Consider the following 14,497-nt stretch of genomic DNA (forward strand, 5'->3'; position numbering starts at 1 on the left):
AATATCCTCTCACCACTCAAAAGCTAATATCGTAATTTAATCTATTTTAACATGATTTTTAGTAAGACAAACATACGAGGAAAGAAAAGTAAGGATGAGAATAAGGTCAAAAATTTTGAAATGATTTTTCTGACGAAGAAAGTCAATTTGAATAATATTTTTTATTGACTAAGAAAATCTATCTCATATTATGATAAACATTCTGAACATCATCATCTTCTTCCAAACGCTCGATTAGTTTTTCAACATCAGCCATTTGCTCTTCAGTGAGTTCTTTGGTATCATTCGGAATTCTTTCAAAATCAGCTCCTTGTAATTCAAAGCCTTTTTCTTCTAAAAATTTCTGGATAGCTCCAAATGCAGTGAATTCTCCGTAAATGTTTACTTGGTTAGTTTCTAAATCCAAGAAGATTTCATCTGCACCGTAATCAATCAATTCTAATTCTAATTCTTCAACGTCTATTTCAGCTGTTTTTGCAATTTTGAAAACTGATTTGCGTTCAAAAATGAAATCCAACATACCAGTAGTACCAACACTTCCACCACATTTTGTAAAATGACTTCTGATGTTAGCAATAGAGCGATTCGTATTGTCAGTTGTACATTCTACTAACACCGCAACACCGTGAGCAGCATATCCTTCATAAACAATCTCTTTGTAGTCCTCTTGTTCTTTAGATGAAGCTTTTTTGATAGCACGTTCAACATTGTCTTTTGGCATATTCACTGCCTTGGCATTCTGGATAATTGCCCGTAAACGTGAATTTGAATGAGGGTCTGGTCCGCCCGATTTTACTGCAATGACAATATCTTTACCGATTTTGGTAAATGTTTTTGCCATTTGTCCCCATCGCTTAAATTTTCTTGCTTTACGAAATTCAAATGCTCTTCCCATTTCTATTTTTAATTGTGATTGCTATCTTTTCTTTTTGAGTTTGCAAAGTTAGGAATTATTAGGTTTTTACGCAAAGGAGAGTTTGTTTTAGCTTTTGCGATTGTACAAAAAAAGCTCATGAATTTCATGAGCTTTAACGAATTATATTTTTTAAGGCTTACCAACCATCATCTGCTTTAGGTTTTACATTCGCTGAAGATGATTTTTTTACCACTGGTTTATTAGCTGTTGAAGGTGCAATCGCAGTACCTTTTACTTGGCTGTCTAAATCAGTACGACTAAATACACGGCTTACGATTTTCCAATCATTACCAAATTTTAGCATACTTAGCAAATCAACATATTTGAAATCTCCAAAACGTAGTTCAACAGTTGCCAAAGCAGATGCACCAATATAAGAATAACTAACTAGCTTAGTTGAACCTCCTTTAGTTTCAATTCCACCGACTGGAGTAGTTGAAATAAATTTAGCGACAGGAACATCTTGCAAAGCACCACTAACGGTATTGATACTTTTGAGTATTGCTGTTGGATGAAAGGCAAGATTTAAGCGTGCAGCATCACCTTTCAAAACACCTTCTAAGTAATTATTGACACAAGTTTTGATGGCTTCATCTTCCGACTGAGCTTTCACAGTGAAGGAAAGACACATCAACAAGCAAAAAAAATTGAGTAGTAGTTTCGTGATTTTCATGTCTATTGAATTTTCATAAAAGGTTTTTTTACCCTCTAAAATTAGCTTTTTTTTATGATTAAACGAGTTTTTAAATAATTATTGTCAAAATAAAAAGGAGTAAATTATTCGATTTCAAATTCGCCTGGCAGGCCTTCGCCACTCATAAAATACCAAGCTTTTTCTGGATATAATATTGATTGTGCCACTTTTACTCTTGCTAAAGCTCTATTTGAAACATTTTGTAAAATAATAATGGAAGAATTATCTCGGTTATTGTGCATGTAATAGTTTTTAAAACCATGCCACCAACCCGTGTGGAAAGTTAACCAAGTACCATCGTCTAATAACTGAAGTCTCCAACCAAAACCATAATTTTTAGTCAACAAGTTTTTAAAAGAATGTGCAGGTAAAAACGCCTCGTTGAGCGTACTCAATTTTACAAGTTTCTCACTATTCAAAGCCATGTCCCATTTATATAAATCTTCAACGGTTGAATAAATTCCTTTATCACCTACTACGCCATCGAGGTGGTCGAAAGGTACTTGCCAAAAACCTCTTCGTTTTGGTGTGTAGCCAATAGCTGCCGAACTTACCAGTTCAGGTTTGGCTGGGTCGTAAACAAAACTTTTGGACATTCCTGCTGGTGCAAACAGATTTCTCTTAGCATATTCTCTGAAATTCATTCCTGAAAGCTTTTCAACAATATAAGCCAACAAAGCGTAGTTTGAATTATTATAGTTGAACCTACTGTTCGGATAATAGTTAATGCCAGGTCTGTAGCGAGCAAACAAATCAACTACTTGGCCGTTTGTAAGCGGTACTTTTTTATTGATGATTTTATCTAAGCAATACACATAATTTGGAATCCCAGAACTATGAGAAAGTAAACTTTTGATGGTAATACTTGGGTCGTAGGGAAAATTAGGAATGTATTTATAAACAGGATCGTCGTAATTTATCAAACCTTTTTCATGTAATTGCATAATAGCAACGGCAGTAAACTGTTTTGAAACAGAAGCTAACTGAAATTGCGTTTGAGTTGTGTTAGAATCTTTTTTACTGAAACTTGCGTAACCAAAAGCATTTTTATAAATCACTTTGCCATACTGCGAAACTAAAACCGCACCATTAAAACCGTTAACTTTATGAAGTTTCTTGAAAAAAGTATCAAGTTTACTTGCCTTTTTGGCGGCGAGTTTTGGGTCAAATAATTTAGAAATACTATCATTTCTGATAGAAATGTCTGATGAAGTGTTTTTGCCTAATTGTTTTGACTGATGTGAGCAAGCCAATAAAACGATACCTGAAATTAAGCTACATATAATGATATGTTTTGTGTACTTTAATATTATCACGATGCTGTAAAGGATTATAATCTTAATTGAGTGGTCAATTAATGTAGCAATTTACTGCTGGAATTTGAAAATTGCCAATCTACGCTCTAAATTGAAAGCTATTTTATCACAATGCTAATAAAACGACGCTGATGTCAAAAAGATATATTATTCAGAATAAAAACTTAGGGACTTCGCCCGGTACGCTTACTTATGTAGGAAAAGAGGTTGATTTTGAGACCCAAATACTTTGGACTAGCTATAATTTTGAACAATATGAAGTAACTAAAATTCCTACTTTAGATACTTTTAATGTAGAATTAACCGAGAATAAAACTTATTGGATGAATGTTGATGGTATTCACGAACCCGCTGTCATTGCTACGATTGGTGAGATGTTTACGCTACATCCATTGGTGCTAGAGGATATTCTGAATACTCACCAGAAACCCAAATTTGAGTATTACAATGAAGATCAGCTTTTTGTAACGCTTAAAATGATTGAATACAATCCTTATACACGTGAAGTTGAAATTGAACATTTAAGCTTTGTCATGGGCGATGGTTATGTGATTTCGTTTCAAGAAGAACGTTCAAGAGATATTTTTGAACCAATTCTAACAAGGATCAAAGCTTCAGCAGGTAAAACTCGTAAAAATGGTGCTGATTATTTACTTTATTCTTTGATTGACTTAGTGGTTGATAATTACTTTTCAGTACTTGATAAGCTTTCAGAAAATATGGAAAGATTGGAAGAGGATATTATTAAAAACCCTAATCCTAAATCATTGAACGAGCTTTACAGCATGAAACGTGAGCTTACTTTAATGCGAAGAGCGATTTTCCCATTGCGTGAAATGTTGGCGAATTTGATTAGGGAAGAAGCTCCATTGATTACTTCGAATACCAGTCTTTATTTAAGAGATGTACTCGACCATGTGATGCAAGTTGTTGAAACGATAGATTCATTTCGTGACCTAGGTGCATCATTGATGGATTTATATCTCTCGCAAGCCAGTAACAAAATGAATAACGTCATGAAAGTACTGACGGTCATTTCTGTGATTTTTATGCCGCTCACTTTTGTGGCTGGAATCTATGGAATGAATTTCGATTATATGCCAGAACTACATTGGCATTATGGTTATTATGTGGTTTGGGGAGTAATGATTTTACTGGTAATTTCGATGCTTTTATGGTTCAAACGCAAAAATTGGCTTTGAAATCTAAAAATATTTTTTAATTAGTTTTGGGTTTATTTTTTAGCCTTTTTCCTGAAAATAATGCTTTTAAATACTTGAATGAGTGTAGAATTGAATTGTTTTTCTTTAAAAACAACAATTTATAGTTAATTAAAGGTTTGAATAGAAGTTGATACTAGTAAAAATGCAATAAAAAAACTTTAAAATTCAATAAAATAATTTTTTAGCAGAACTAAGTTTTAAAAATGGGTAATTCTCGTGTAAAAAATAGAGATTTTGAAAAAACAGCTTTTAAAATAGAAATGCTTAAATAGAAAATAGATAAAACCTTCAAAAATAGCCTTTCTACAATCTAATGAGTAAAATCACTCAGAATCCTAACCGCTTGGTTTTTAATGACTTTTACCTGAAATTTGTAATGAAGCGTAGCAATATACACTTCATTCGGTCAAAGAATCATTAAATTTTTGTGAATATGGAAAGTGCATTTAATTCAATATTACTTATCTCAGGCCCGCATGGCGTGTATGAGGGAGTACCGCCATTGGTCATGGCTGGTTTTATTTTGGTAGCTGGAGCATTAATATTTTTAGGTATTTATTTAAGTAAAAAGCGTCGTGATTGGTTGCAACATTCAGTGTTGACAAATGGTGAAGTAGTAGAAGTAAGCAAACGTTATGAACGCAGTGATAAATTAGGGCAAAGCCCAATATTTTTCCCTGTAGTTTCATTCAGTGTAAATGGAAGACAATTCAAAATTGAAGCAGACAAAGGAATGTCAATGCTTAGTCAGGTTGGACAAACCATGCAAGTAAGATATAATCCAGAGAATCCTTACGATTCTGCTTTGGGTGAAAGAAGTATCCCAGGATTGAATCCATCAGTTTTCTTAATATTAGGAATCGTTTTATTGTGTACTAGTGCAATGCTAATGTTCTAATTTTGGTTAAATAATTAAAAAGGGGATGAGTTTTCAATTCATCCCCTTTTTGTTTGCAAACTTTTGCAATAAATCTTCAAAGGATTTCTACATTTTTATTTCTAAAGCCAGCTAATAAGCTATCATTTGGTGCTAAACTTGTGATTAAGTAATCTAATCTTGTAAAATCACAAACCTTATAATTTTCTTCTCGATTAATTTTCTCTTCAATCACACAAGTAACAATTTTTCTAGAAATACTCATCATCTTTTGTTTCAATAATGATTCTTCATAATGACGAATCGCCAACCCTAATTCAGGATTAATGCTGTTTGTTCCCATAAAATACACATCCGCATGAATATGCTCAAGGTCTTGAAAAGTTTTACTTCCCATCGTAATTTGATAACGTTTGTAGAAAGAACCTCCCAATAAAATTATTTCAATTTTTGGATGTTCTGCCAATGCTGTAGCCAAATGTGGGTTGTTGGTTACAATGGTAAGTTCCATGTTTTTAGGAAGTTGCTCGGCAATATAAAAATTGGTTGTGCCACCATCCATCAAAATGATTTTATGGTTTTCAATCAATTTTAAAGCTTTTTTAGCAATGGTCACAAATTCAGTGTTAACGATTCCAAGACCTTTGCTTGCTTTGATTGACAAGTAAGAATTAGCAATAGCACCACCATGAACTTTCTTTAGCAATCCACGGTCTTCCAACTCAATGATGTCACGCCGAACGCTGTCGTAAGACACATTTAGTATTTGCCCTAAATCTACTAATGTTACTTTTTTATCAGTACTTAGTTTGTCTAAAATTATTTGTTGGCGTTCTTCTTTTAACATAATACTCAGTTTGAAGTATAAAAATTAAATTCCTTGAAAAATATTGCAAATATTTGCAATATTTTTTGCTTTTATAATAAAAGTTTGCATAAATTTGTATCACAAGCATTAACCATTTCTTTAAAAACACATTAACCATTTTTATAACAATCAATTTTTATATCAATCAAGCCTGAATAATGAATCAGAAGCATTTTTACTCAAATTGTTTTTGATTGTAATTATGTTTTGAAAGGTTGAAAGTTAAAAGTGCAAGAGTTATTTCTTGCACTTTTTTTATAGCTGATAAAATACCCGTTTTACTCTTTCGCTTACACTTGTTAATACTTCATAAGGAATTGTACCAATTTTATGAGCCAACTCGCTGATTGTTAATTCTTTGTTGAAAATAACTACTTCGTCTCCTTCCTGAACATAAGGCACATCAGTAATGTCAATCATGGTCATATCCATGCAAACATTGCCTACAACTTTACATTTATGTCCATTGATTAATACTTCGCCAACTCCTCTGCCATATCTTCTATTAAAACCATCAGCATAACCAATTGCAATGGTTGCGATTTTAGTATCCCTTTTTAATTCTCCTTTTCGACCATAGCCTACTGTTTCATCCGCTTTGATGTGTTTAATTTGCGAAATAACGGTTTTCAATGTTCCAACAGTTTGCAAATTTACTTGGTCTTCAGCTTTGGCTGCAACGCCGTAAAGACCAATACCAAGGCGAACCATATCCAATCTTGCTTCTGGAAAGCGGGCGATTCCAGCAGAATTAGCCAAATGGCGAGAAGGAATATAGCCAAGAGCTTCCGAAATTTCACCTACCATTTCAGTAAAAGTACATACTTGTTTCTGTGTAAAATCATCATAAGCTTCTTCATCAGCTGCCGCTAAATGGCTAAAAATAGTGGAAACCCATAAATTAGGGTTTGATTTTAAACACAAAAGTAATGCAGGAAGTGCTTCTTTTTCAAAACCCAAACGGTGCATTCCCGTATCAATTTTCAAATGAATTTTTGAACTTAAATTTCTACTGTCAATATAGTCTGAAAATTCTTGCAGGATTCTGAGACTATAAATTTCAGGTTCTAAAGAATAAGCTACTAATTGTTCAAAATCATTTGGTGAAGGGTTCATTACCATAATGGGTAAGTAAACACCGTTTTGTCTGAGTGCTACGCCTTCATCTGTGTAGGCAACAGCCAAGTAATCAACGCCATGAAATTGAAGTAAATTAGCCACTTCTGTACTTCCTGAACCGTAAGCAAAAGCTTTCACCATTACCATCATTTTAATTTGTTGCCCAATTTTATCACGGTAGTAATTCAAATTGTTGGTAATAGCATCTAAATTAATTTCAAGAATAGTACCATGCGTTTTTTGAACAAGGCGATTTACGATTTGTTCAAAACCGTATTTTCTTGCTCCTTTAATCAGCATCGTACAATTGTGTAGCGATTTTATGGTTTGACTATCCAGAAATTCATCAGTAGTTTTGAAAAATTGGATATTAGTTGTTGTCTTTGCCGAACTTGTAATAAAATGATTTTTATTACGGGAAATCACATCTCCAATACCAATAAAATATTCCAGATGTCTTTCTTTGACAAGATGAGCGATTTGCTTGTAAAGTTCTTTCTCTGGAATGCCAGTTTCTAGTAAATCGCTTAAAATAAGTACTTTCCGTTGTCGCTGTTTTTGTTGACTAAGGAAATTTAGGGCAATTGTTAAACCCGCTAAATCATTATTATAAGTATCATCAATCAAGTAATTTGAATTAATTCCTTGCTTCATTTCAAGCCTCATCGAAACCGGACGAAGTATTTGTAATCTTGCCTGAATTTCTGAAGTACTGTAGCCCAAATGCCAAAGTGTAAGCATACAATGAATGGCATTTTCAATAGATGCTTCGTCAGTAAATGGAATATCGAAAGACGTAGTAAACTTTTCAGCATTGCTAGTAACTGCTGTTAAATCTAAAAATACTTTTGTGTTTTCAACATCAACTTCCCAATCGGCACGAATGCCAGTATTTGCCATTCTTGACCAATTGATGATTGTACAATTAGGATTGTCGATGATAAAATCTGATTTTATTATTTCATCAATTTCAACATAATCAGCACAATAGATAAGTGTTTTGACATGCTTGAAGAGTTTGATTTTCTCTTTTATTTTCTGTGAATTACTAGAAAAAAATTCACTATGAGCAGTACCAATATTGGTGAAAATTCCGATGGATGGCTGAACTACCTTTTCCAGATTTTCCATTTCGTTGGGCTTGGAAACCCCAACTTCAAAAATCCCAAGATTATGACTTTCATTAATTTGCCAAATAGAAAGCGGTACTCCAATTTGTGAATTATAACTTTTAGGGCTTTTTACAATTTTAAAACGATTACTTAATAATTGTGAAAGCCATTCCTTTACAATTGTTTTTCCATTACTTCCTGTAATACTGATAATAGGTAAATTAAAATGCTCACGGTGTTTTTGTGCTACTTCTTGCATCGCTGAGATGCTATTTTCAACTTTCCAGATTTTAGCTTCTTGAAATCTTTTTAAATCTCTAAGAATAGTCGGACTTAGCGCATTACTTTCAACCACAAATTCACGAACTCCTTTCCTATATAAATCATCTAAGAAAAGATGTCCATCATGATGAAGCCCTTTGATAGCAAAGAAAATAGAACGTTGTGGTGATGAAAGCTGACGGCTATCATTCAAAAGGTATTGAGCGTTTGTGTTGATGGGTAATGACTGAAATTCCACGTTTGTTTTATTTAATTATCTCAAAGATAAATACAAAAAGGCGATACAATTATGTATCGCCTTCAAATAATGCAAATGCTTTGTTATTTATTGCAATGCGGCAACACCTGGTAATACTTTGCCTTCCATATATTCTAACAAAGCTCCACCGCCTGTTGAAACATAAGAAACTCTATCACCATAGCCAGCGTTGTTTACTGCTGAAGCAGAATCACCACCACCGATTAGAGAGAACGCACCATTTTCTTCAGTTGCTTTCACTACTGCATCCGCAATAGCATTTGTTCCTTTTGCGAAAGTTGGGAATTCAAATACTCCCATCGGGCCATTCCATAAAACTGTTTTTGATACTTCAATAACTTTTTTGAAAATTTCAACTGATTCTGGACCAATGTCTAAACCTTCCCAAGCGTCAGGAATTTCGCCTTGAGAAGCTATGATTGTGTTAGCGTCGTTTGAGAATTTATCAGCACATAAGTTATCAACTGGCATATAAACGTTTACGCCTTTTTCTTTTGCTTTGATTAAAATTTCTTTTGCTAAATCTACTTTGTCAGGTTCGCAGATTGACTTTCCAATTTTTCCACCTTGTGCCAACACAAAAGTATAAGTCATACCGCCACCAATAATCAAGTTATCAACTTTGTCTAAAAGACGTTCGATGATTAAGATTTTATCAGATACTTTAGAACCTCCCATAATGGCAGTGAATGGACGCTCAGAGTGTTCTAATACTCTTTGTGCATTTTCAATTTCTGCTTGCATTACATAACCACAAATTCTATCTTCAAAAAACTGACCAATTACTGCCGTTGAAGCATGAGCACGGTGAGCCGTTCCGAAAGCATCATTTACCCAAACATCACCCAACTTAGACAATTTTTCAGCAAATTCAACATTTCCTTTTTCTTCTTCTTTGTAAAAACGAAGGTTTTCTAACAATAAAATTTCTCCGCTTTGTAAGCTAGAAGATAAATCAATAGCTGATTGACCGATACAGTCATCTGCAAATTTTACTGGACGACCAAATACAACTGAAAGTGGATTAACAAGGTGTTTTAATGAATACTTTTCAGTTGGTCCATCTTTCGGACGACCCAAATGAGACATTAAAACTACTGAACCACCATCATTCAAAATTTTAGTGATTGTAGGAATCGTAGCCTTGATACGAGTATCATCAGTAATTTCAAAACGCTCGTTTAATGGCACATTAAAATCTACTCGGACTAGGGCACGTTTGCCAGCAAAATTGTAAGAATTGACAGTTTTCATGGATAAAGTAAATTATGTATTTTTTGTTTATGGCAAAATAATATTCTGATAATATTGAGTATTTTAAAATATTTTACTCTTTTACAAAGAGAATTGGTTTTTTATTAGCTGTTGTTAAAATCTTTTAGAGGAGAATCAACCTAATAATCAATTCAAGAAACAAATATACATTTTTCATCTTCATTCACGAAAAAAGTATATGAATTGAGTATTTTTTCTCATAAAATCATTGAAATATTATAATTATTGTTGTTAAGTCAATATTTGCCACCAGCACCACCTCCACCACTGTTTCCCCCGCCAAACTTTAGTTCATCATGATGTTGCCCTAGTTTATGATTGACAAGTTCTGATAACAGCAGAGTATCAATATTCAAGCCTTCGTAATTATTGTCGGGGATATAAGTAAATCCGTATTTAGCTTGTTTTAAATGATGAATAAAAAAGGAAGCTAGTCCAATCAGTAATGTTCCACAAATCAGCAATGCGATTTCTGTAGGAATGATTCCGAAGTAATATCGATAAGTAAAGAATGAAAATCCAGCGGTTAATAAGCCCAAGACCAAAAAAGTTCTATCACGTTTTTTTAATCCAAAGACAATGTAAGCTATTGGAATTAGGATGGTGAAAAAATAATACAAAGGAGCTAAAGCAATTTGTGGTGAAAAAGGAGTAATTACTTTGTTAATCATTGCATTGCCTTCTCGAACGATAAAGTAATTCACACTTAAATAAACTGAAGCCAAAGTCAATGTTTTGAAAATATCTAAACAAGTTTCATAATATAGATAATCAGCTCTTTGTTTTAGTTTTCTAACGAACCAATATGAAACGATAGAAAAAAGTAACATGATAAATGGCAAGAGTGTTTTCCCGATAGAAAATGTGAGTGAAAAATCTACCAAAATCATGATTGTTAAGAAGTAAATAACACAAGCGACAAAAACATCTGCATAGCGAATATAGGCTCTAATAAAAAGTGGCATTATCAAAGTAAAGACAAGCCAAGCAGGTAAATGTAATGGTTCTAGCTGAGTATAAATAGCAGTAACAAATGCTGTAAGAGTACTATACAATAAAGCGTTGTCGATTCCAGATTGATATATTTTTTTTGTTTTGATGAGAAATTCTAACAGAAAAACAGAAAATACTCCAAAGGCTAATGCTAAAATTGTTAAACTAGCTTTTGGACTTTCTCGGAAAGTACTTTCAAAAATCAAGTAAAGTAATGACACACTAAAAATGCAAGCCAAGCAAGTAAAAAGAAACAATGCAATTCTGATAAATGGATTTGGCTGATAAAAATCTAAAGGAAATTGATTTTTAATTTCAATATTTTGCTTTTCTGAAAGTAAACCTTTTTCAAACCAATCTTGAGCTTTATTTTGAAGAAAAGAATTATCTATCCATTGTTGTTGATATGCTTTCATAGGCGTTGTTTAGCAGTTTTAAGGATTTTCTTCAAATTGAATAATAAGAATATCACGCCAATGCCAGTGGCAATAAAGTAATAAGCCGCAAACCAAACCTTCATTGAGTCATCTGGAAAAATATCAAAAATAGCTTTCGTAATGGCGATGTAGGCAAAAACAATTCCCGTCAACAAGAAAACATAAGACTGTTTTATCTTGGCGTAGAAGAACAAGCCGATTGAAATCGCCAATACAATTAAAATATATAAATACTTGAGATGCTCGCTGAAAACGCCTGCAATCCCTGCGATTAATGACAAATTACTTCCCAATAAAAGGTATGAAAAGGCAAAATGCTGTTTGAGTTTTCGGTATTCAGAAAGTAAACCTATTGCCATGTATAAAATTCCGAGAGCGATTGAAGTAAAAATAAAATAAGGAGCTGTAAAATCGTTTTTAGAAAATACTGCTAATGGAGAAATAGAAACGCCAACCCAAGAAGCAAAAGCTGTTATTGCCATTGAAAGCACGCCACGGTGGTCAAAAAAGTAAGCGGGAAAGAAGAAAACGATGGCGGAAATAAAAGTAATCAAACCATATTTTTCACCGAATAAATTGTATTGATATTGCAAATAGCCTTCTAAAGTTAAGAACGACAAACAACCCAATAATAAAGTAAAATCAGCAAATGGATTTACTTGTTCTACAGCATCCCAAGTAAAGTTTTGTTTTTTCCAACAAGAAAAAGCAAAACATGCTACCACTAAAAAACTGATGAAAATTACAATGACTGTATGACCAATCGAATCAAGGTTTTGATAAATAACAATTCCCAAACCGCTACTCAAAAGAAAAATGCCCAAATAAAGTAAAAGTCTTAATTCATAATGTAGCGAGAATGGTTTTGTATTTTCAAAATCATTAATCTTTTGTACTTCCTTGGTAGAAACAATAGATTTTGCATGAAATATTTCAAGGACTTTTTGGTCTGTCATACCTAAATAGGATTGTTTATCTTTGTAAATTACGAAAAAAATGAATTAATGGCTCCTGAAAAAATAGAACTGCCTCCTAAATATTACTTGGAGTATTTTCAATACTTACTGACTTTTGTTCAGAAAAAGTACCAACACATTCTGAACGAAAATGAACAGCAATTCTTATCTTCTTTTGATGCTTTGACAGAAGACGAGAAATGTCTATTCATCAGATTTGCCAATCGTACAGGTTCATTTTTCAGAACTGAAAAGTTAAAATACGCTGAAATTGGGAATATTCCTGAAGTATTGAACAGTTTAATTAGCAAAGGTTTTGTAGAACCTTTATCTAGCAAACATCTTCATGATGCGTATGAAGTATTAGATATTTTCAATAAATCTGAGCTGATTTTTTTAGCGAAAATGCTCAATTTAGAAACCAGAGGAAAAGCTTCGTTGAAAAAAGAAGAAGTACTAGATTGGCTTTTGGAAGTTGGAAACTGGGAAGAAATCCATTTTTTGCTCAATGAAAAAGACTTTTCAGCCATTCATGCTGTTCAGCATTCGGTCGTAAAAGTATGTTTTGAAGAGGAAGTACAACTCTTGAAATTTCTTTTTTTTGGTACTCGTCACGGCGATATGTCTGAATTTGTGACTCGTGATTTAGGCTTTCAATCTTATGAAAAATACGATGAAGATAAAATGGTGGCGTATTTTCAAACTCGACAAGAAGTTGAAGATAAGCTAAAAGTAAGTTTGGCTCGTGAGGATTTCTATTTGATGCAAGAAGCAAAAATTGACTACCTAGAAATCTTTAATTGGTTTATGGATTGGACGGAAACGCATCGTAAAGAACTTACAGAAATCGCCGTTCCAACCTTTGAACGCTTTACTTTAAAGGTTGGTGCTTACTTAGAAAAACTCAAAGCGTTGGATGAAGCATTGATTGTTTTTCGTTTAACGGAGCAATCGCCATCAAGAGAAAGACAAGTGCGAATTTTAGATAAACTCAAAAACAAAGAAGAAGCCAAAGCACTTTGCGAATTGATTTTGGCAGAACCACAAAATGCTGACGAACATTATTTTGCAGAAGATTACTTAAACCGATTGGAAGCGGCTCTCCAAAAAAAGAAATCCAAGAAAGCCATTACACAACATTTACACGGCTCAGAATCCATTTCAATTGATTTGATTTGGAAGAGACAAGTAGAAATGGGCGTGATTGATTATTACGAACGGCATGGAAAGAAAGCAACTTTTACCGAAAATCATCTTTGGAGAAGCTTGTTCGGTTTGCTTTTTTGGGATATTATTTTTGATACAGATACTTTAGCTATTCATCATCCTTTACAGCGTTCGCCTTCTGATTTGTTCAAACCTACTTTCTTTGAAAAGCGTAAAGAAAGGATGGAAGAACGCCTGTTGATGTTGGAAGATATTGACGCAACCACGATTTACATTCATAATATTTTCTTTGAAAAGTACGGAATAACCAATCCTCTGGTGGATTGGTATGGCGGACTTTTTCCATTGATTCTTACCCTTTTAGGAAAGCTTTCTCCTGAACAAATAAGCTTGATTATGCTTGAAATGGCAAGGAATTTAAGAGAGAATGTAAGAGGTTTTCCTGACCTAATGATGTGGTCTGACGGAGAATATTGTTTTGTAGAAGTGAAATCTCCAACGGATAGTTTATCGAATCAGCAATTGTATTGGCAACGCTTTTTCGAGAAAATAAATGTACAATCTAAAGTACTGAGAGTGGAGTGGCAGAAGCCAAATTTAGATGAATTTTTGTAGATTTTATAAGTAGTTTTACGCATGTAAATCTTGTTTTTTGCACTTTTCTAATAAATTTTCATCGGTACTATATATGAAGATTCAATAACTTTGATTATTCAAAGAATGTGGATTTAACATTTGGATAATCAAAATATAATCTCTAAATTCATTATAAGAAAAAGCTCAGAAAAGTTATAGACCCTATTCAAATGATTGGGTTTATTTGACTAAAACGGAGAGTTCTTTGTTTTGACTTTATTATTTCTTGCTTGAATTTTTGGTTGAGTTATTTTTGTTTTATTGCAATAAGCGAAAATTTATGAGCTAAGAAAAACAGTTTGAAACGTAAGGGAAAACAGAGAACTGCTCCATTGAGCAAAAGCTTTTTTGAGGGCTTTCTTTTAAA

At 33.3% G+C, this 14,497-nt stretch carries 11 protein-coding genes; 3 read left to right on the forward strand and 8 right to left on the reverse strand.

Going from position 1 to position 14,497, the window contains the following annotated elements; all coding sequences use genetic code 11:
- Positions 1-178 precede the first annotated feature (178 nt).
- The 3 genes from HNP25_RS19525 to HNP25_RS19535 form a co-directional block, all read right to left on the reverse strand.
- Positions 179-895: a YebC/PmpR family DNA-binding transcriptional regulator gene (locus tag HNP25_RS19525; RefSeq protein WP_184137064.1), complete on the reverse strand. Its 717-nt coding sequence runs from the start codon at positions 893-895 to the stop codon at positions 179-181.
- Positions 896-1,052: 157 nt separating this feature from the next.
- The gene (locus HNP25_RS19530) at positions 1,053-1,589 is read right to left on the reverse strand and encodes a nuclear transport factor 2 family protein (protein WP_184137066.1); all 537 of its coding nucleotides are present in this window, start codon (positions 1,587-1,589) and stop codon (positions 1,053-1,055) included.
- A 104-nt stretch (positions 1,590-1,693) separates the two neighbouring features.
- Positions 1,694-2,926, reverse strand: coding sequence for a serine hydrolase domain-containing protein (locus HNP25_RS19535; protein WP_184137067.1), 1,233 nt, complete (start codon positions 2,924-2,926; stop codon positions 1,694-1,696).
- A gap of 131 nt (positions 2,927-3,057) precedes the next feature.
- On the opposite strand from HNP25_RS19535, the gene corA reads away from it, so the two are divergent.
- Together corA and HNP25_RS19545 are read left to right on the forward strand one after the other, a co-directional pair.
- Positions 3,058-4,128, forward strand: a complete 1,071-nt coding sequence (gene corA, locus HNP25_RS19540; RefSeq protein ID WP_184137069.1) for a magnesium/cobalt transporter CorA — start codon at positions 3,058-3,060, stop codon at positions 4,126-4,128.
- 454 nt (positions 4,129-4,582) lie between these two features.
- The gene (locus tag HNP25_RS19545) at positions 4,583-5,047 is read left to right on the forward strand and encodes a DUF3592 domain-containing protein (protein WP_184137071.1); all 465 of its coding nucleotides are present in this window, start codon (positions 4,583-4,585) and stop codon (positions 5,045-5,047) included.
- Positions 5,048-5,123: 76 nt separating this feature from the next.
- Here HNP25_RS19545 and HNP25_RS19550 read toward each other — a convergent pair whose 3' ends face one another.
- The 5 genes from HNP25_RS19550 to HNP25_RS19570 form a co-directional block, all read right to left on the reverse strand.
- The gene (locus HNP25_RS19550) at positions 5,124-5,873 is read right to left on the reverse strand and encodes a DeoR/GlpR family DNA-binding transcription regulator (protein ID WP_184137073.1); all 750 of its coding nucleotides are present in this window, start codon (positions 5,871-5,873) and stop codon (positions 5,124-5,126) included.
- Positions 5,874-6,149: 276 nt separating this feature from the next.
- Entirely contained in the window at positions 6,150-8,645 is a 2,496-nt protein-coding gene (locus HNP25_RS19555) for a bifunctional UDP-N-acetylmuramoyl-tripeptide:D-alanyl-D-alanine ligase/alanine racemase (RefSeq protein ID WP_184137075.1), read from the reverse strand.
- 87 nt (positions 8,646-8,732) lie between these two features.
- Positions 8,733-9,920: a phosphoglycerate kinase gene (locus HNP25_RS19560; RefSeq protein WP_184137077.1), complete on the reverse strand. Its 1,188-nt coding sequence runs from the start codon at positions 9,918-9,920 to the stop codon at positions 8,733-8,735.
- 257 nt (positions 9,921-10,177) lie between these two features.
- Entirely contained in the window at positions 10,178-11,350 is a 1,173-nt protein-coding gene (locus tag HNP25_RS19565) for a hypothetical protein (RefSeq protein WP_184137079.1), read from the reverse strand.
- A complete protein-coding gene (locus HNP25_RS19570) occupies positions 11,347-12,327 on the reverse strand; it encodes a DUF2157 domain-containing protein (protein WP_184137081.1) in 981 nt (326 codons plus the stop codon). The genes HNP25_RS19565 and HNP25_RS19570 overlap by 4 nt, the downstream gene beginning before the upstream one ends.
- A gap of 48 nt (positions 12,328-12,375) precedes the next feature.
- On the opposite strand from HNP25_RS19570, the gene HNP25_RS19575 reads away from it, so the two are divergent.
- Complete coding sequence (locus HNP25_RS19575; RefSeq protein WP_184137083.1) at positions 12,376-14,109, forward strand: VRR-NUC domain-containing protein; 1,734 nt, start codon at positions 12,376-12,378, stop codon at positions 14,107-14,109.
- Positions 14,110-14,497: the final 388 nt, after the last annotated feature.

Origin of the sequence: Arcicella rosea (assembly GCF_014204325.1) — a bacterium.
Taxonomy (GTDB): domain Bacteria; phylum Bacteroidota; class Bacteroidia; order Cytophagales; family Spirosomataceae; genus Arcicella; species Arcicella rosea_A.